The organism is Fischerella sp. JS2 (assembly GCF_032393985.1).
Classification (GTDB): Bacteria; Cyanobacteriota; Cyanobacteriia; order Cyanobacteriales; family Nostocaceae; genus Fischerella.
The window spans coordinates 4,163,213-4,183,771 of record NZ_CP135918.1; the positions used below are offsets into that span (position 1 = coordinate 4,163,213).

At 41.0% G+C, this 20,559-nt stretch carries 13 protein-coding genes and 2 CRISPR repeat arrays; of the genes, 6 read left to right on the forward strand and 7 right to left on the reverse strand.

Translation table 11 applies throughout. From position 1 onward, the window contains the following. Window positions 1–188 precede the first annotated feature (188 nt). From psaB to gatB, 4 genes are all read right to left on the reverse strand, one after another. Complete coding sequence (gene psaB, locus RS893_RS17665; RefSeq protein WP_315786132.1) at window positions 189–2,417, reverse strand: photosystem I core protein PsaB; 2,229 nt, start codon at window positions 2,415–2,417, stop codon at window positions 189–191. Window positions 2,418–3,642: 1,225 nt separating this feature from the next. Beyond that, window positions 3,643–7,163: a CRISPR direct-repeat array (repeat unit 37 nt; unit sequence GTTGCAACTTACACTAATCCCTATTAGGGATTGAAAC). A gap of 20 nt (window positions 7,164–7,183) precedes the next feature. Beyond that, entirely contained in the window at window positions 7,184–7,873 is a 690-nt protein-coding gene (locus RS893_RS17670; RefSeq protein WP_315786134.1) for an IS1 family transposase, read from the reverse strand. 89 nt (window positions 7,874–7,962) lie between these two features. Beyond that, window positions 7,963–9,529: a CRISPR direct-repeat array (repeat unit 37 nt; unit sequence GTTGCAACTTACACTAATCCCTATTAGGGATTGAAAC). Between the two features lie 359 nt (window positions 9,530–9,888). Continuing rightward, the gene (gene argJ / locus RS893_RS17675; RefSeq protein ID WP_315786136.1) at window positions 9,889–11,130 is read right to left on the reverse strand and encodes a bifunctional ornithine acetyltransferase/N-acetylglutamate synthase; all 1,242 of its coding nucleotides are present in this window, start codon (window positions 11,128–11,130) and stop codon (window positions 9,889–9,891) included. Window positions 11,131–11,940: 810 nt separating this feature from the next. Next, window positions 11,941–13,416, reverse strand: coding sequence for an Asp-tRNA(Asn)/Glu-tRNA(Gln) amidotransferase subunit GatB (gatB, locus tag RS893_RS17680; RefSeq protein ID WP_315786139.1), 1,476 nt, complete (start codon window positions 13,414–13,416; stop codon window positions 11,941–11,943). A 189-nt stretch (window positions 13,417–13,605) separates the two neighbouring features. Between gatB and RS893_RS17685 the strand changes: the two genes are divergently transcribed. After that, entirely contained in the window at window positions 13,606–13,755 is a 150-nt protein-coding gene (locus RS893_RS17685; protein WP_315786141.1) for a hypothetical protein, read from the forward strand. 331 nt (window positions 13,756–14,086) lie between these two features. Here the strand turns inward: RS893_RS17685 and yidD are convergent, their stop codons facing one another. Then, complete coding sequence (gene yidD / locus RS893_RS17690; protein WP_315786143.1) at window positions 14,087–14,308, reverse strand: membrane protein insertion efficiency factor YidD; 222 nt, start codon at window positions 14,306–14,308, stop codon at window positions 14,087–14,089. Between the two features lie 58 nt (window positions 14,309–14,366). Between yidD and RS893_RS17695 the strand changes: the two genes are divergently transcribed. After that, window positions 14,367–15,077: a diacylglycerol/polyprenol kinase family protein gene (locus RS893_RS17695; RefSeq protein ID WP_396336370.1), complete on the forward strand. Its 711-nt coding sequence runs from the start codon at window positions 14,367–14,369 to the stop codon at window positions 15,075–15,077. A gap of 130 nt (window positions 15,078–15,207) precedes the next feature. Here the strand turns inward: RS893_RS17695 and RS893_RS17700 are convergent, their stop codons facing one another. Next, entirely contained in the window at window positions 15,208–15,603 is a 396-nt protein-coding gene (locus RS893_RS17700) for a hypothetical protein (RefSeq protein ID WP_315786146.1), read from the reverse strand. A gap of 396 nt (window positions 15,604–15,999) precedes the next feature. On the opposite strand from RS893_RS17700, the gene RS893_RS17705 reads away from it, so the two are divergent. Beyond that, window positions 16,000–16,695, forward strand: a complete 696-nt coding sequence (locus RS893_RS17705; protein WP_315786148.1) for a hypothetical protein — start codon at window positions 16,000–16,002, stop codon at window positions 16,693–16,695. 575 nt (window positions 16,696–17,270) lie between these two features. On the opposite strand, the gene RS893_RS17710 is transcribed toward RS893_RS17705, so the two are convergent. Next, the gene (locus RS893_RS17710; protein WP_009458242.1) at window positions 17,271–17,408 is read right to left on the reverse strand and encodes a hypothetical protein; all 138 of its coding nucleotides are present in this window, start codon (window positions 17,406–17,408) and stop codon (window positions 17,271–17,273) included. A gap of 372 nt (window positions 17,409–17,780) precedes the next feature. Here RS893_RS17710 and RS893_RS17715 point away from each other — a divergent pair, with 372 nt between their 5' ends. Genes RS893_RS17715 through RS893_RS17725 form a run of 3 tightly spaced genes read left to right on the forward strand, consistent with a single transcriptional unit; the run spans window position 17,781 to window position 20,496 of the window. Beyond that, window positions 17,781–19,151: a nicotinate phosphoribosyltransferase gene (locus RS893_RS17715; RefSeq protein ID WP_315786156.1), complete on the forward strand. Its 1,371-nt coding sequence runs from the start codon at window positions 17,781–17,783 to the stop codon at window positions 19,149–19,151. Between the two features lie 38 nt (window positions 19,152–19,189). Beyond that, window positions 19,190–19,789, forward strand: coding sequence for a nicotinate-nucleotide adenylyltransferase (locus RS893_RS17720; protein ID WP_315792010.1), 600 nt, complete (start codon window positions 19,190–19,192; stop codon window positions 19,787–19,789). Continuing rightward, window positions 19,750–20,496, forward strand: coding sequence for an NUDIX hydrolase (locus tag RS893_RS17725; protein ID WP_315786159.1), 747 nt, complete (start codon window positions 19,750–19,752; stop codon window positions 20,494–20,496). The genes RS893_RS17720 and RS893_RS17725 overlap by 40 nt, the downstream gene beginning before the upstream one ends. Window positions 20,497–20,559: the final 63 nt, after the last annotated feature.

Here is a 20,559-nt window from a genome sequence, read left to right on the forward strand (position 1 = left end):
AACATCCACTCTCTTTGATGTAAGTTGTCTGTGCAATTAATTGTCCTCTTCCTAGAGAGTGAAACAAAGTTATATTTAGTCGAAACCCATTAGCAATTACCCATTACCTAATTAGAAATCTCCCTCTATTCCATCAGGGATAGAAGGAGAAGATAGCAGAAGTCAGAGAATCTTCTATCTTAAATTTGTCAACCAAATTTTCCAGCATTGGCAGCAATTAGGAATGCTGCGTAGGTAAGGATGTAGCCAACTGTGAAGTGAGTTAGACCAACCAACCAACCTTGAACAATAGACAGAGCCACGGGTTTATCTTTCCAGCGCACTAGATTTGCTAGTGGAGTACGTTCGTGCGCCCAGACTAAAGTTTCAATTAACTCTTGCCAGTACCCACGCCAGCTAATCAGGAACATAAAACCAGTAGCCCAAACCAGGTGTCCAAAAAGGAACATCCAAGCCCAAACAGACAGGTTATTCATGCCGTAGGGATTGTAACCGTTGATTACCTGAGCCGAGTTAGCCCAGAGATAATCACGGAACCAGCCCATCAAGTATGTCGAAGACTCATTGAACTGAGCCACGTTGCCTTGCCAGATACCCAGATGTTTCCAATGCCAGTAAAAAGTTACCCAGCCAAGCAGGTTCAACATCCAGAATATGGCGAGGAAGAAAGACTGTTCCCAAGCAGATGTTTGGCAAGTACCACCACGACCAGGTCCATCACAAGGGAAGGTGAAGCCGAAGTCCTTCTTGTCAGGAAACAGCTTACTACCACGAGCATCCAACGCACCCTTGACACAAATTAAGGTAGTAGTATGCAGACCAAGGGCGATCGCATGGTGAACCAAAAAATCACCAGGGCCAATAGTTAAGAACAAAGAGTTGGTGCCGGAATTGATAGCATCTAGCCAACCTGGCAACCAGACGTTAGCATAGTTGGGCCATGCTGTGTGAGCAATGCTATCGGGATTGGATAACAACACATTCATGCCATATACCGCTTTCCCGTGAGCAGCTTGGATGAATTGAGCAAATACCGGCTCAATCAGGATTTGCTTTTCAGGTGTGCCAAAGGCAACAACTACATCGTTGTGGACGTATAGACCCAGCGTATGGAAGCCCAAGAATAGGGACACCCAACTGAGGTGGGAGATAATCGCTTCTTTGTGCTTCAGCACTCGCTCCAAGACATTGCCCTTATTTTGTTCAGGGTCGTAGTCCCGCACCCAGAATATTGCACCGTGGGCAAATGCACCAACCATAAAGAACCCAGCTAGGTATTGATGGTGGGTGTACAGACAGGCCTGCGTTGTGTAATCTTTAGCCATAAAGGCGTAAGGAGGCAGGGCATACATATGTTGCGCCACTAGGGACAGAGCAGTTCCCAAAGCAGCTAAGTGAATACCTAACTGAAAGTGCAACGAGTTGTTATAGGTGTCATACAAACCTTGGTGCGGCAGGTTGAACTGACCTTCAGTTTGGACACCAAAGAAATTTTTAGCATCAAGCATATCTTTGATGCTGTGACCAATCCCGAAGTTAGTTCGGTACATATGACCAGCGATGATAAAAATAACCGCGATCGCCAAATGGTGGTGAGCCATATCACTCAGCCACAGCGATTCTGTTTGCGGATGGAAACCACCCAAAAACGTGAGAATCGCATTACCTGCGCCAGCAGATGTACCAAATATATGCTGTGCCGTATCCGGGTTTTGAGCGTAGACGCCCCAGTTACCAGTGAACAAAGGTTGCAAACCTGCTGGATGTGGTAGAGTCGTCAGAAAATTATTCCAACCAACGTGCTGTCCGCGAGATTCGGGGATAGCAACATGAACCAAGTGACCAGCCCAAGCTAGGGAACTGACACCAAACAGACCTGCTAGGTGGTGGTTTAATCGAGGTTCGGCGCTCTTAAACCAAGCTAAGCTGGGACGGTATCTAGGTTGCAAGTGCAACCAACCAGCAAACAAGAACACTGCTGCCAACAACAGCAGAAAGATAGAACCCATGTAAAGGTCATTGTTCGTCCGCATACCGATGGTGTACCACCAGTGGTAAACACCAGAGTAAGCGATATTCACTGGATAGTTAGTTCCGCCTTGAGTGAAAGCCTCTACCGCAGGTTTACCAAAGTGGGGGTCCCAAATCGCATGGGCGATGGGGCGGATATGAACAGGATCTTTGATCCAGGTTTCAAAATTACCTTGCCAGGCTACATGGAACAACAAGCTAGAAGCCCACAAGAAAATGATTGCCACATGACCGAAGTGAGTAGCGAAAATCTTTTGATAAAGATTTTCTTCTGTTATGTCATCATGGCTTTCAAAATCGTTGCCCTGAGCCATCGCATACCAGATGCGACGTGTCGTCGGATCTTGAGCAAGATCCTGGCTAAATTTGGGAAATTTTCTGGCCATGTACTTTAATTACATCCTCCTGTTAGCTAATCCAAGTTGCTAGATCTTTTAAACCAGCAACATCTAGCAATTGAATAAAAAAGTCTTACAGCATCAAGTCGGAGGTCAATCTTGAAATCAACAAAGCTAGTAGGTATGAGGATTACAACGGGTTTAGCTCCCACAGATACGTCCCCATTAAGAGTGACGCGATTCATTTCTTAGTAGTACTAAACAAATTTACTAATACTACTTCCATCGCATTTCTGACTCAGGGGAGAGATTAGTATTACATCAACTTGTCATCTTCAACACAAATTGAAGTTCTGCTACTTAAACAACATTTTCCTAGAACAGCGATTTAGCAGAACTTTTGTATCTTGCCACATCTAAAAACTTCAAATTACTTTGCGCTCTTTGCGTTCTTTGCGGTTCGTTTCTAAAACCACTCAAAATTAATGCAATAAACTTAATACCAATTCTCCAAAAGATGACTATGAATGAAACGCTCTAACATGGAGATTTATAAACATGGGTAACAACAAAACAAACCACAGAGTACAAACAGAAATAAGAATTTGAGAAAGTTTTTGCGTAAGTCCTAATTTATAGAGAATTGGTATTTAAGTTAGATATCGCAGAGGATTTAACATGAGTAGACTTGTTGAGCCAAGAATCTCCCAAATTCAATTTAGGAGAGATCAACAAAGTCTGTTTCTTGTTCACAAAAAATATCTTAAAATTATCCCAATATTGATAGTTTTTTATCTACCACTGCCACGACCATCACTATCGATATTAGTAATATACTGCCCAAACCCTTGAAGTTTCATAAGATGCTCCCTAATAACCTATCTAATATCATCTACAAAAATAAGTGAGAATAACAGGATCACTGAGCTAACATTTGGCATTTTGGCAGAAAGCGAACTTCAAGGCATTTTTTCGACAGTTATTAATTAGTGCTTATCAACGAGGAAGGTTGAGTTTCTGTAATTGCGCCAACCTGTAGGTGTTTTATACACAGAGGAAAATTTTATGCTTGAAAGCTTTGTCAGTTATGGGTTTGAAGTCCTCACATCTCATCAGAGGTTGACGCAATGTCTAAAACTCTGACCAGTAAAGCTTTTGAAGTGATTTTTTCCGAGCCATTCTTGACAATGCGAGCGCTCAAACGCTATATTTACCCTAGATGTACGCAACTGAACCTTGAAAATCAAATACAGCAAGGCTTCTAAATTGAGCGGTTGCAACTTACACTAATCCCTATTAGGGATTGAAACCCAGTAGTCTGTGTTTTGTTCTCTATCATCCATTATGTCAGTTGCAACTTACACTAATCCCTATTAGGGATTGAAACAATCTACCAAAAGATAGAGAAGCATCGGTTTGAGTTGCAACTTACACTAATCCCTATTAGGGATTGAAACGGTTACTATACAATCTCCGATGTTTTGCCTGGATCGGTTGCAACTTACACTAATCCCTATTAGGGATTGAAACAGAAAAATTCCAGGCCCTGGGGTTGCTCCGCGACGTTGCAACTTACACTAATCCCTATTAGGGATTGAAACAAGTACGGTATAGGAGACGTTTCGATCCAACATCAGGTTGCAACTTACACTAATCCCTATTAGGGATTGAAACCATTCAAACCTCCTTAATCAACGTCCCTACGAATGGCTGTTGCAACTTACACTAATCCCTATTAGGGATTGAAACCGCTTTCCCATTAATTCATTGACCATCTTCTCAAGAGTTGCAACTTACACTAATCCCTATTAGGGATTGAAACTTGCCTAGACCGTGCTATGATCTAGATATCCAAGTTGCAACTTACACTAATCCCTATTAGGGATTGAAACAATCTATCTAGAGGTAGATAACAGGGAGATAGTCGCTGGTTGCAACTTACACTAATCCCTATTAGGGATTGAAACGCTGTGCCCCCCCAGGGACTGGCGTTTTTCTGACCTGTTGCAACTTACACTAATCCCTATTAGGGATTGAAACCACCAGAGATGTCTGGATGAATTGCAGATATCGTATGTTGCAACTTACACTAATCCCTATTAGGGATTGAAACTTGGTCATGCCCACCCCACTCATCACCAGCGGGGTCAGTTGCAACTTACACTAATCCCTATTAGGGATTGAAACTCCAATGTTCTCCTTAGATCGTGCTATGATCTAGAGTTGCAACTTACACTAATCCCTATTAGGGATTGAAACACTTCGTCCTGTTCCCCTACCCCAATAGTGGGCTGCGAGAGGTTGCAACTTACACTAATCCCTATTAGGGATTGAAACATCCCCACTCCACTCATCACTGCCGGGGTCAACAAAGTTGCAACTTACACTAATCCCTATTAGGGATTGAAACAATACGTCTGCAGATAGATAGTCGCGGAGCAACCCGTTGCAACTTACACTAATCCCTATTAGGGATTGAAACTGCGTGGAATGTTGTCTTGGCATGTTTCTCTTTCAGTTGCAACTTACACTAATCCCTATTAGGGATTGAAACTCCTGACCTAAGAGCCAGAAAACCCAGGCCCTGGTTGCAACTTACACTAATCCCTATTAGGGATTGAAACGTTGTGTTGTCACACCGTCTGCTTCTGTATCCATGTTGCAACTTACACTAATCCCTATTAGGGATTGAAACGGAAAAACGCAGGTTCTGGGGTTGCTCCGCGACGTTGCAACTTACACTAATCCCTATTAGGGATTGAAACAAATAAGATACAAACGCAGATTTGACCCCACGTGTTGCAACTTACACTAATCCCTATTAGGGATTGAAACTTCTGGGTGGGCGCATTTGGACTGGTCTGAGTCAGGTTGCAACTTACACTAATCCCTATTAGGGATTGAAACTCAGCATCGAACCTGCTGACACTAGCAGTTTCCCGTTGCAACTTACACTAATCCCTATTAGGGATTGAAACAGCCTCTGTGCTGTCTGCGATGAATGTGTACCAAGGTTGCAACTTACACTAATCCCTATTAGGGATTGAAACGGATTGGCGGATGGTGGCGATGTTGAGAAGTTCAGTTGCAACTTACACTAATCCCTATTAGGGATTGAAACCCATTTCTCGTGTCTCGACTGACCAAAAACTTGTAGAGTTGCAACTTACACTAATCCCTATTAGGGATTGAAACGCATCTCTACAAGCAGTTATCGCCCAACTCATTGCGTTGCAACTTACACTAATCCCTATTAGGGATTGAAACAATCCGGATGGTTCAACAACAATTCATGAAATAGTAGTTGCAACTTACACTAATCCCTATTAGGGATTGAAACAAGGTTGAACATCGGAGACTGAATAGTAACTTCCACGTTGCAACTTACACTAATCCCTATTAGGGATTGAAACAAGAAGGAGCTAGGGACTGCAGCAATGATAGGTGCATAAAGTTGCAACTTACACTAATCCCTATTAGGGATTGAAACTTTGGCTTAGGCACTGTACCTTCCACCCCAGAACCCCAGGGTTGCAACTTACACTAATCCCTATTAGGGATTGAAACCAGGTACTAGAAAGATGATGAAAGAAAAGTACGCCGTTGCAACTTACACTAATCCCTATTAGGGATTGAAACCGTACTTCCCCCTTCTCGCTGCCGTTGACTGTACGGTTGCAACTTACACTAATCCCTATTAGGGATTGAAACAATTTAGCTTTCTCGCCAGAGTACAACCCCTTCACGGTTGCAACTTACACTAATCCCTATTAGGGATTGAAACGTGCTAAAGAGTAGACAGCTTGGGATGAGCGAGAGTTGCAACTTACACTAATCCCTATTAGGGATTGAAACAAGTGGTGCTGGTTCCAGAAGAAGAGACACCCGCTGTTGCAACTTACACTAATCCCTATTAGGGATTGAAACGACCGAGTACATTGCTATAGCTGATGCACCCAATCAAGTTGCAACTTACACTAATCCCTATTAGGGATTGAAACTACCTTTTAGGATTGCGTTGGAAAGGCTCACCAATCGTTGCAACTTACACTAATCCCTATTAGGGATTGAAACAGCTTCAGCTTCAGCTTCAGCTGCGATAGTTTCAAGTTGCAACTTACACTAATCCCTATTAGGGATTGAAACATATTCAGGAGTGGGGGCGATAAGGTGAAAAAGGTTGCAACTTACACTAATCCCTATTAGGGATTGAAACTAGATTTTCTTGTGCTTTGAACCCCATATCTTGTTGCAACTTACACTAATCCCTATTAGGGATTGAAACAAGGAATGCTCTAACTCTCACAGGCTCGGAAGTAATACGTTGCAACTTACACTAATCCCTATTAGGGATTGAAACTCCTATAAGATTGACCGCAATTCGGGTACTACTTTTCAGTTGCAACTTACACTAATCCCTATTAGGGATTGAAACTTCAAAGAACTCTTGAGCCAGTTGGGGTAAAGTTGTTGCAACTTACACTAATCCCTATTAGGGATTGAAACAAAAGCAAGCCAAAGTAAAAGAACAAATAAGAAAGTGTTGCAACTTACACTAATCCCTATTAGGGATTGAAACCCAACTGACTTGCATCGAACTGAGTCTTAGAGAAAATGTTGCAACTTACACTAATCCCTATTAGGGATTGAAACGTGATGCAAACATTGCCTGGACTCGCAATATGGTTGCAACTTACACTAATCCCTATTAGGGATTGAAACTCCGTCATAGGATCCTCTTGCTGGACACCAAAAGGTTGCAACTTACACTAATCCCTATTAGGGATTGAGGCGTTGCTGAATAAAGGTATGTTTTAGGCAGGTAAGGGAACAGAACGATATTTGAGGTAGTGCAATAACAATCGAACAGAGTATCTCAGCATTTCCTCAGTTTTGGAATAACATAAAGTTTTACGATGAAGACGAGCCAAATAATGTCTAAGCCTTGTGTTTTCATTTTCGACTCGTGTCATGTAGGTCTTACTCACAATTTGGTCACCATCAGGAACAAAACAAGGGTAAACAGGGTATCCATCTGTGACGTAAAAATAACTCTGCCAACACTGGACAATGTTCCATAACTGTTGGAAAGTAGTCGAACTACGATCACCTAAAACCCAAGCAAGAATACCTTGAGTAAAGTGATTTACCGCCGTCCACAACCAGATTTTATTTTTTGAACCAATAAATGTTTCTAATTCATCTAGTTCTCCCACCTGCGGAATTTCCTTTGAATTTGGTGTATCCGCCAATTGTGTACCCACTCGTTTAACCCAATGAATAATGGTAGTATGATGAACGTTTTTCACCCTTTCAATTCCACGAAATCCCATACCATTGACGTACATTTTTAGGCATTCTTGTTTGATTTCATCCGAGTAGCCCCTGGGTGGTTTATAGACATCAATGAATTGACGACCACAATCACAGCAAATGTGATTCTGTTTACCTCTTTTCTTTCCATTCTTACGGTTATGACAAGATCCACAGCGTGGACATTCCATGATTAATTGACCTCAATTCATACCGCTATTATGCAACGCCGGGATTGAAACTTGCTAGATGTAGGGGAGAGACAAGTTGTTACTCTGAAGTTGCAACTTACACTAATCCCTATTAGGGATTGAAACGTGTAATCAGTTGCTGGAATCTTAAGAACATTATGTTGCAACTTACACTAATCCCTATTAGGGATTGAAACCTACCTTTATGTACTTTCCTGTTGTTTGCTGAGATGTTGCAACTTACACTAATCCCTATTAGGGATTGAAACGAAAGAACTTATGAACCCATACCTTGCTGGTGATTGTTGCAACTTACACTAATCCCTATTAGGGATTGAAACAGGTCGAATGATGCCACTAACACTGACGATTTGTTGCAACTTACACTAATCCCTATTAGGGATTGAAACATTGCATTAGACATATTTACTTTACCTCCTAATTGTTGCAACTTACACTAATCCCTATTAGGGATTGAAACAAGCTTGTGTAAGCTGTCGATGGTAATGCTGAGGGCAGTTGCAACTTACACTAATCCCTATTAGGGATTGAAACGTTAGTGGTAGCAGTGGAGGTGGAGAAGTGATTTTGTTGCAACTTACACTAATCCCTATTAGGGATTGAAACCTTGTTTACATCTATTAATAATCTGGCTAACTTGCGTTGCAACTTACACTAATCCCTATTAGGGATTGAAACCGGTTCTCTGGTGAAGCGATCGCTCGACGGGAGCTGTTGCAACTTACACTAATCCCTATTAGGGATTGAAACGGGCTTTGGCAGTAATGTGAAGCCCCTTTTTTTTAGTTGCAACTTACACTAATCCCTATTAGGGATTGAAACATTGCATTAGACATATTTACTTTACCTCCTAATTGTTGCAACTTACACTAATCCCTATTAGGGATTGAAACAAGCTTGTGTAAGCTGTCGATGGTAATGCTGAGGGCAGTTGCAACTTACACTAATCCCTATTAGGGATTGAAACCAGTGGCTCTGTAATAACCTCCGGCTCAACTGGAAAGGTTGCAACTTACACTAATCCCTATTAGGGATTGAAACAATTACAGTGATCCTTTGAACACTCCCAACTCGCCCACTGTTGCAACTTACACTAATCCCTATTAGGGATTGAAACAAGACGGAAAATTCTTTTGAGTCGGGGGTGCAAAAAAAGTTGCAACTTACACTAATCCCTATTAGGGATTGAAACAATGGGGAGGTGAGCAAACCAATATAACTGTTGATATGGTTGCAACTTACACTAATCCCTATTAGGGATTGAAACATCTAGTGAACGACCACACCCCAGGTCTGGCGTTTCCTGGTTGCAACTTACACTAATCCCTATTAGGGATTGAAACGGCAGCATGGTACAAAACCAACAGATACGGCAGGGCAAAGTTGCAACTTTCACTAATCCCTATTAGGGATTGAAACAAAAAAGCTAATAACCCGCAGGTTACGGGAAGCACTGTTGCAACTTACACTAATCCCTATTAGGGATTGAAACGCCTCACTTACCACCGGAAAAATCACATCTTTGATTGTTGCAACTTACACTAATCCCTATTAGGGATTGAAACCGATTACGGTTGCCTGTGGATATTTCCTAGCAAGTTGCAACTTACACTAATCCCTATTAGGGATTGAAACTACAGTATGCTGTACGGGGGATAGTACCAATTGAGTTGCAACTTATACCAATTCAAAAAAAATTTAAGGGCAATAACCTCACTCGCCTAACGGCACCCTCCTCGAGATCGAGCTATGCATTATGTGGAAGAGAGAGGAGTGAGGTTTTTTGGTAGCGATTACCTTATGACTTAAAAGTAACCTCACCCCCTTCCCCTCTCTTTACTAAGGGGTGAAAAATGAATGATTTTCTTGTTCGAGAAGGGCAAGATCATCCCCTTCCCCTCTCCGCGAGTTCACCAGAGGGGTGTCCTATCGGACGGGGTGAGGTTTTTTCATGCTTGATGGTGAAATTTTTTCATCGGGACTGCCCTCTGCCTTCAAGTGGTATACTCAGCGTTAATTTTCACGTAGTCATAACTTAAATCACAACCCCAAGCTATACCGGAACCATGACCGTTACCAACACTTACAGAAATTAACACGCTATCTTCCTGAAGATACGCACCCGCAGCTGCTTTTTGTAGATATTCAGTTGCTGCTTTGCGATCAAAAGCTAGGGGTTGACCATTTTCCATCATTAAAAAATTCCCTAGCTGAATTCTCAGGTTCTCTAGTTCAAAAGGCACACCTGCACGTCCCGCAGCCGCCGCAATGCGTCCCCAGTTAGGATCACGGCCAAAAATCGCAGATTTGACTAAAGATGAACTTGCAATAGTTTTGGCAATTTGACGTGCTGCTTGTTCATCTTGTGTGCCAGTGACTTGCACTTCTATCAAACAAGTTGCGCCTTCACCATCACGAGTGATCGCTTTTGCTAAATGCTGACATACTGCTGTTAACATCGCTTCTAATTTTTCGGCTTCGTGTCCTATTTCAGTAATTGCTGGGGTGCGGGATTCACCATTAGCAAGGGCGATCAAACTATCATTAGTACTCGTGTCGCCATCAACGGTAATCGCATTAAAACTTTTATCTGCTGCCCTACTTAACATCTGTTGCCAAAGATGAGGGGAAACGGCGGCATCACAAGTGACAAATGCTAGCATTGTAGCCATATTTGGATGAATCATCCCAGAACCTTTGGCAATACCACCAATTCTAACTGGGCGATCGCCGATCATTGTTTCTAGGGCAATTGATTTTGGCACTAAGTCTGTAGTAATAATTGCACCGGCGGCAGCATCGGAACCAGTTTCTGATAGTGCTGCTACTAGTTGGGGGATTCCGGCTTTGAGTTTATCCATCGGTATGCGCTGCCCAATTACCCCAGTCGAAGCCAGTAGCACAGAGTCACTGGAGATATTCAACGCTTGAGCGATCGCCATTGCAGATTCTAGGGTATCTAGCCAGCCTTGTTCACCTGTAGCAGCATTTGCCTGTCCAGCGTTGCAGAGAATGGCACGGGCACTTTGTTTATATTGCAGACGTTGACGACAATAATCTACACACGCCGCCCTCACTTGAGAGGTTGTGAATACTCCGGCAGCGATCGCTTCTACATCTGATACTATCAACGCTAAATCTGGCAACCCCGAAGGTTTTAATCCTGCCTTAATTCCAGCTGCCCGATATCCTCTCGGTGCAGTTACACCACCAGTAATTTCATGCCAGTCTGCCATGATTTTCCCCTTGCAACTATTACCCGGCTGACTGGCGATTATATCAGTTATTAGTCCTTTGTCATTTGTCGTTTGTCCTTTATCCTGACTCACAACTCTAGAGTAAGAGTTCTATTCCAACTAAATAATGACCAATGACTAATGACCAAAAAAAAGAGAGAGCCACTTGGGCAGCTCTCCAGATCATCAGGGTGCATCTATATAACATAGTATACCATGTTTGGGGTGAGGGGCAATACACCTCAATGAACTTTTTTTGTTTCTAGTTAACTCACTGGATGTAACAAAGTAATAGGGAAAAATTAGGAAAAATATCTTGTGTTGATAGTTGCCAAATCATACTGCAATCGCAACAAATAGCAACAAATAAAAAAAGAGAGCCTTTTGGGCAGCTCTCCAGATCATCAGGGTGCATCTACTTATCACAATATATCATATTTGGGATGTGGGGCAATACCCCCTACTAAGTTTTTTATCAAAATTTCCTGAAAAATCTCCGTAAATGCACTATTAGGGAGAACAACAGTTTGTTTTGCCATTTTAATTCGTCAAAGATACCCAGTAAATAACCTGAGTAAAAATTAATCATAAAAAAACAGAGAGCTACTTGGGCAGCTCTCCAGATCATCAGGGTGCATCTAACTAGCACAGTATAGCATTATGGGCATGAGGGGTGTCACCCCCCTTTTTGAATTGATTTATTAAAAAATTGTAAAAGTATCGGCAAGGGATCGGGGAATAGGGGGACAGGGGGACAAGGGGGACAAGAGAAATATCACACTCCTCACACTCTCCCCACCTCCCCAACCCCTAAACATTCAACTTCTTCTCTACCAATTGGTTAGTCAGCTTGGGGTCAGCGCGTTTGTTGGTCTTTTTCAGGACTTGTCCGACAAAGAAACCTTTAAGATTGACGTTACCGTTGCGGTATTTCTCTAATTCTTTGGGGTTTGCAGCAATCACTTCATCGATGATGGGTTCTAGGACGCTGGGGTCAGTGATTAACTCTTGACCTGCAAACGCTTTTTCGGGAGAGACACCACTCAGCAAATCGGGCAATTTTTCTTTAGCTTGGGCGTTGCTAATTTTGCCTTTTTCAATTCGACTGATGACATCAGCGAGATTCGCAGGTGTAAGAGCAATTTCGGTAATCCCGAGTTTATTTTTGTTGAGGTAAGCAGCGATATCTTGAGTAATCCAGTTAGCAGCAGCTTTAGGGTTAGCACCACAAGCGATCGCCGCTTCAAAATACTCAGCAGTAGCACGTTCCTCAGTCAAAACTCGCGCATCGTAGGTTGAAAGCCCCAATTCATCTTCGTAGCGACGGCGTTTTTCGGCTGGTAGTTCCGGTAATTCAGTTCGCCATTCTAATAATTGTTCTTCTGAGACTTCAATTGGTGCTAAATCTGGTTCTGGGAAGTAGCGATAATCGCTAGAACCTTCTTTAGTTCGCATACTAACTGTACGTTGAGCGCTTTCTTCCCACAACCGGGTTTCTTGGATAATGCGTTCACCCGCTTCTATAGCTGCTATTTGACGTTCAATTTCGTATTCAATTGCCTTTTGGATGGCGTTGAACGAGTTCATATTTTTAATTTCTACTTTCGTGCCAAACTTTTCTTGACCGATAGGACGCACAGAAATATTCACATCACAGCGTAGTGAACCTTCTTGCATATTCCCATCACTGACACCGAGATAACGCATAATCCGGCGTAACTCTTGAGCGTATTCCGCAGCTTCTTGTCCAGAACGTAAATCTGGTTCTGAGACAATTTCTACCAAAGGCACACCAGCACGGTTGTAGTCTACCAAAGAATAGGAAGAACCAGACAGGCGATCGCTACCCGCGTGTACCAATTTCCCTGCATCTTCTTCCATGTGCAGACGAGTGATACCAATTTTTTTACGAACAGGATTCCCATCTTGGTCTACCAACTCAATTTCTAACCAACCGTGTTCGGCAATGGGTAAATCATATTGGGAAATTTGGTAATTTTTGGGAAGGTCAGGATAAAAATATTGTTTGCGGTCAAACTTGCTGTATTTAGCAATTTGACAGTTTAGTGCCAAACCTGCTTTGACAGCGTATTCTAAAACTTTTTCGTTGAGTACCGGCAATACCCCTGGCAAACCCATGCAAACAGGGTCAATATTAGTATTGGGGTCAGCCCCGAATTCTGTGGAACTACTAGAGAAAATTTTAGTTTTGGTATTCAGCTGACAATGGGTTTCTAGACCAATTATCGCTTCGTACTCTGTTTTTACTGTTGTAGCAGCAGTCATAAAAACACAAATTATGGTTAATTCTTGTTTAGGCTACTATTTTAGATCGGCATGGACAGTGCTTGAATACGGTTGTTTGGATAGATGTGGTGTGTTGGCGCTAGGCTTGACATCCTCCCACACCTAAAAGCCAGTGGGATTTCAAGAATCACTTCTTGGGTTTCCTCTTTCTGCAAGGTAAAGTGAAAGATGCTGTATCCTGCTTCTAGATTTGTTTGGACAGAAGTTTTGCTAGCTACATTGTTAGAAATCCGCTTGGTGGTGGGGGAAGAGTTGGGAAATGATCGCAAATTCGACTTAGATGTGGTTGCGTTTGCATTCTCACCCGTCTTGAACTGAAAGTTCTGGGCTAATAACTCAAGTCCATTAAAAACTTCAGTACACTTAATGTTTCCCCTTCGCCCCTCTTCATGATTAAGTTCATCAATCAAACCGAATTCTTATATGAGAAATCCTGTGAGTTACTTTTAGATACTCACAGGCAACTCCTAAGTGAGGGTGTTAATGTGAGATACCAAATATCAAGAATATTGTATAGTTATCTACAAAAAAATTAATATAATTGGCAATAAGTCAATCGTCAAAACTTGATGGTAATCAGTTAACAGTTAACAGTGAGTAATATAATTTGATAACTGATCGCTGATCACTGAACTACACTCCCCACCTCCTACTCTTCCACCTCTGGGACAGGATCATAACCACCTGGATGAAATGGATGACAACGTAGAATGCGTCGAACTGCCAACCAAGAACCACGTAATGGCCCAAATCTTTCTATGGCTTGGAGGGCATACATAGAACAGGTAGGCTGAAAACGACAAGTAGGAAGAAATAAAGGTGAAATAAACATTCGGTAGAACCGGATCAGCCAGATTAATAATAGTTTCATCAGGATCACATTTTTCTAATAAATTGGTAACAAAGGTCAAAAATTTTTATTTAAATCTTTGCTGTTGTTAAGTTTGTTTTTCGGTTTAGAGTTAATTCCTCCTTTAGGACTGCAACTTGCTAGCGTTGCAGCTTGGTTATCCCTCGTGATGTTAACTGCGTGGGGGGTTAGTCGTTTTGCTCAAGCAGATTCAGAAATTGTGCGGAAGATAGTACATATAGGAACTGGTAATGTGATTTTGCTAGCTTGGTGGCTGCATATTCCAGCGATCGCAGGTATTACAGCCTCAATTTTAGCGAGTGCTGTTACTTTATTGTCCTACCGTTTTCCTATTCTCCCTGGTATTAATAGTGTGGGAAGGCTGAGCTTTGGGACTTTCTTTTATTCTATGAGTATTGGTGTTTTAGTTGCTTGGTTTTGGTATCTGCAACAACCCCATTATGCAGCACTAGGAATTTTAATTATGTCTTGGGGTGATGGACTAGCTGCCCTGGTAGGACAACGATTTGGTAAGCATAAATATTACCTTTTTGGAGGACAAAAAAGCTGGGAAGGTTCTTTGACAATGGCTATTGTTAGTTTTCTTATTTGCAGCTTGATTTTGATGAGTGTGCAAGGTAACTCTTGGCAAGTCTGGGTTATATCTGTGGTAGTGGCTTTAGCAGCTACTGGGTTAGAAACTATTTCTTTTGTTGGTATTGACAATTTGACAGTTCCCTTAGGTAGTGCTGCCCTGGCTTTTGTGTTAACTAAGTTTATAAGTGGTTGATTGTTGTTTGTTGGTGGTTTGTGGTTAGTAGTTAGGATAGAGACGCGAGGAACATCGCGTCTGTACGTTAGTGGTTGGTGGTTGGTGATCAAAAAAGGTAAAAGTAACTAGACAAATAACCTTTCCCCTATTACCTGTGATAGTAGTATCTACGATAGTAATAGTTTTGTTGCGGAAAATTGACACCGTGACGGTAGATTCTACGGTAGCGTACTCTGGGATGGTAGTTATAAACTCTTTGATAATGAGGTTTATAGTGATACCGTCTGTAGTAACGATGCCTATAATAACGGCGTCTATGATGAAGATTTTGTCTGTAATGGCGCGTTCTTCTATAGCGATAGCGTCTGTGTCGTTGACTAATTTTATAATCTTGGTTTTGTGTTGTTTGTTGCAGTTCTATTGCATCGGCTTCTTGCTGTGAAATAATGGGTGCTTGAGTAGATGACAAGGTGTGTGCTGCGGCTACTTCTAATCCCAAGCTAATAGGCAATACTAAAGTACTGACTACGAACTTCCAAAACATTATTCTACGCTCCTAATTGTTTGTTTTTTAACAAACCTTTCTCAATCCTTGATTTACTACTCACCTATAAGGTTGGAAGGTTTATTGTTTATGCTTGGTGGTTCACGCAGTTCTTATTTACTGCCAACTAATGGCTAGTTTTAGATTCCGTCCTATTTTCAAGATCAAGTGTTTGGTCTAGGAAACGATTATCACTAAATGTTGTGATGAAAATTGTTCTTGGTGAACTGACACCAATTCAAAAAATGTTTAAGAGCGGATAATCTTACCCCGAGATCAAGGACAGTTGGGGAGGGTCTAATTCAAAATAATTTTGCTATTTGGGAAAACTTTACAAAAATACAAAAATATATAAACTTAGTAATATCTACTGAATTATGACAACGAAAATTTCGGATGACTTTTTTGCCTTTATCTCAGCCACTACTACGTGACAAACAAGAAGATTTAGATGTTCAAGATTTACAAGGTTTATTACGCCTGAATTGGAAACTAGGTAAGTTTAATCTTTGGTCAGGTTTTTATACCCGAATAGATCAAGTATTTATCTTCTGGGGTTTGATTTGTGCTGGTATTTTTATTACAGCACAATTTTTACCTGTTAGCTGGTATACACAAGCTATTTTATGGTCATTTCTCACTCTCATTGGTAGTGTGAGTATGATAATTTTGACATGGTTTTGGGTAAGTGTAGAAAAGTTGCGTTGGCTGTTATATGGTTGGGTAATCTTAATGATTACAGGTGTTACCCTGACTAATTTAGGAATTTTCTATGGCTGGAGTACTGTTTTGATAAACTTATGTCCTTTGTGGTTAACAATAACCGCTCTTGGTTACTTATTGACAGCTTGGGGTGTGCGATCGCGTACTTTTTTACTGATGGCTATAATTCACTGCATCAGTATTGCTATTTTACCATTGTGTGGTGGTTGGCAATTTGGCGCTACTGGAATTGTTATGGCAATTAGTTTACTAGTATTGGCAGAGTGGCAATGGGATATGCGCCAACCAATCGAAGATTACGATCTTTTAACGCCAGAACAAAAGTTATTTAATCAACAACAATATGAACGGCGTTTAGTTGCAAAATAAAAGGTTTCTGACACTGTTTAAGACAAAGCTGAAGAGTCGGGATGTTGTTGTTTTTTAACAGAATTTTTGTAAGTTGATAATAAATTTAACCCGCTTATAATAAATTTGTTTGCAAGCGGGTTATTTATTTTATAAACATCATTTTAGGTAAGGGGTGATTGGTAATTGGAGTATTATCTAATACCTGTGTTTGTAGTGGAAATATAACTCATACTAATTTTGGATTTTAATTTTTGGATTAAAACCATTGATTAATAAGTTATTCCAGAATCTTGAAACAAGACTTCTTATGCCTATTTGATAGGATATCTTGCACCTACCCAATTTACTGGTGTGAGAATAAATTCTGTCGTCTTGATCGCCTAAATCCGTTAAAACGGACTCAAATCTTGTTGCAGTCAGATTTATCTGACTTTAGCTATAAGCCAAGAAATTTATTTTTTGGTGGATCTTAATTTGCACTTCACGCAACATATAACCAACATATAAAAAATCGGTGAATAACAATCATATTCACCGATTTTGAATTGAATGACTCATCTTAGATCTTTTATCAATCACTGATTCATTTTTGCTTATTCAGAATAAACATCTCCTGTGTAGGGTTGGACACCGATATTGGGATAAGCATCGTCATTAGGGCCAAATATCCGTACCGCAGCTTCAGTAATATAGCGAGTGACACTAGCGATGAGATTCGAGATAGCCCTCATAATTAGACTCCCTCTTAATTTATTAGTTTTATAGGAATATCTATACTCTAATTCTAGGATTTTTGATTTGCTTTCAACTTCAACATATTGATATTTATGGCAATGTTACTTGATAAATGTTTGCAGAGGTTTAGCTTCAGGAATAGTGATACCGTCTAGTTTAAGTCTGACTGTAAATAACAGGCTTACAGCATCTAGATTATTGTTGATTATAACCATTAAAATAATTTAATTTTTAACAAAAAATATATGATTATTCTTGTAAAAGTTGTATGAATAGTCTTTTCGGGATGTTACATTTCTAGACATTGACAATATTTATAGTGAAAATTACCATAAAGTAAATAAGCATCCTTGAAGGGAGGCGATCGCATGACCTGTCACCCAGGAATATTGAACCAGGAATTAACTCCGCGTGCAGAAGATTACAGCCTATTGACAGACCTTTACCAGTTGACGATGGCAGCTTGTTACACTGGTGAAGGTATAGAACAACGAAGAGCTAGCTTTGAGTTATTTGTCAGAAAATTACCAGAAGGTTTTGGCTATTTGATCGCAATGGGACTAGCCCAAGCGCTGGAATATTTAGAAAAATTTCGCTTTACTCCTGCCCATATAGAAGCTTTGCAATCCACAGGAATTTTTGCTCATGCACCAAAACAGTTTTGGTCACTGCTAGAATCAGGAAGTTTTAGTGGGGATGTATGGGCTATACCAGAAGGCACAGCAGTATTTGCCAATCAACCACTGTTGCGCGTAGAAGCACCATTGTGGCAAGCACAACTGGTAGAAACTTATTTACTTAATACCCTCAATTACCAGACATTGATTGCAACACGCGCTGCTAGAATCCGCGATGTGGCGGGCGAAAAGGCAAATTTGTTGGAATTTGGTACTAGAAGGGCGTTTAGTCCCCAAGGGGCGCTGTGGGCGGCACGGGCAGCTTTAGCGGCTGGATTTGATGCCACATCAAACGTATTAGCAGCGCTACAACTTGGTGAAAAACCAAGTGGTACAATGGCCCACGCTTTAGTGATGGCGCTAGCGGCAACTGAAGGTAGCGAAGATCAAGCTTTTGCTGCATTTCAACAATATTTCCCAAATGCAACCTTGTTAATTGATACTTACGATACCATTGCTGCTGCCGAACGATTAGCTCTTAAAGTTAACTCTGGAAACATGAAATTGAGAGGGGTGAGGTTAGACTCTGGTGATTTGGTGACATTATCAAAAAAAGTGCGATCGCTTCTACCGGATGTATCAATAGTTGCTAGTGGAGATTTAGATGAACAAGAAATTCTTTCCTTAAAAAATGCAGGTGCAGAGATTGATAGTTATGGCGTGGGAACCCGGCTAGTAACAGGAAAACCTGTAAGTGGAGTCTATAAACTAGTAGAAATTGATGGCATTCCGGTAATGAAACAATCAAGTGGCAAGATGACTTATCCGGGACGCAAACAAGTTTTCCGTTCATTCGTAGAAGGTAAGTTGAAAACAGATTGTTTAGGATTAGCAGATGAAAATAATCTCCAAGGATTACCTTTATTGCAACTATTTATGCAACAAGGTAAACGGATGCAAACATCAGAAACATTAGCAACAATTCGCCAGCGTACCACCGCTTCCGTAACGAGTTTACTCCAACAAACTCGATATTTAGAAAATCCTATACCAGTGGCAATGAAAATCTCTGATAAATTACAGTTATTGACTGAAGAAACCAAAAAAATCAGCATTAGTTAGTGGTTAGTAACCAATTACCAATTACCAATTACCAAAAAATGAAAATTGCCTTATTTGGAACTAGTGCCGATCCACCAACTGCTGGACATCAAGCGATTATCAAATGGTTGTCACAACATTATGACCGTGTAGTTATTTGGGCAGCAGATAATCCCTTTAAATCCCATCAAACACTTTTACAGCATCGGGTAGCAATGTTACATCTACTCATAGATGATATACATGCGCCACAGCATAATATCAGTTTGGAACAAGAACTCAGTAGTCTAAGAACCCTCGAAACTCTGGACAAAGCCAAGCAACGTTGGGGAACACAAACAGAGTTTACTTTAGTCATAGGTTCAGATTTACTCCCTCAACTACCACACTGGTATCGGGTAGAAGATTTGTTACATCAAGTCCAACTTTTGGTTGTACCACGACCGGGATATGTAATAGATCAATCTAATTTGCAAACAGTGGAAGATCTCGGAGCAAAAATAGCGATCGCCCAGTTACATGCTCCAGATGTATCCTCTACAGCTTATCGTAACAGTGGAGACTCCGAAGCTCTCACACCCTCTGTAATTGACTATATTCATCAACAGCATTTGTACAAATGCCAGGACGCATCCAAAAAAAGCTTGCAGATACGCTAAACCAACAACCTTTGGCTGATTTCAAAGTCGGCGTTGACAATGTAATTTTTTCAGTAGATACTGCCCAAAACCGACTGCTAGTACTATTAGTCATGCGACAACAAGAACCCTTTTTAAATTATTGGGGTCTTCCGGGTACTTTAGTACGTCGAGGTGAATCGTTAGAAGACGCCGCCTACCGCATTCTGGCTGAGAAAATCAAGGTCAAAAATCTTTATTTAGAACAATTGTATACTTTTGGTGGTCCTAATCGCGACCCAAGAGAAGCAAGCAACAGTTATGGGGTGCGTTATCTCAGTGTCAGTTACTTTGCCTTAGTGCGATTTGAAGAAGCCGAATTAATTGCTGATAAAGTTGCTGGCATAGCTTGGTATCCAGTCAAACGAGTCCCACAATTAGCCTTCGACCATAATGAAATTTTGGCATACGGACATAGACGTTTAAAAAATAAATTAGAGTATAGCCCGGTAGCTTTTGAAGTTTTGCCAGAAACATTTACTTTGAATGATTTATATCAGTTGTACACTACCGTTTTAGGTGAAAATTTTTCCGATTATTCTAATTTTCGGGCGCGTCTACTCAAGTTAGGTTTTTTATGCGATACAGGTATTAAAGTATCACGGGGTGCAGGTCGTCCAGCTAGTTTATATAGATTTGATGCAGAAGCATTTGCCCCTTTTAAAGATCAGCCTTTAGTGTTTATTTAATTGCTAGAAGGCAGGAGGCAGGAGGCAGAAGGTTTAATATTTGACTTCTGACAAATAACCAAT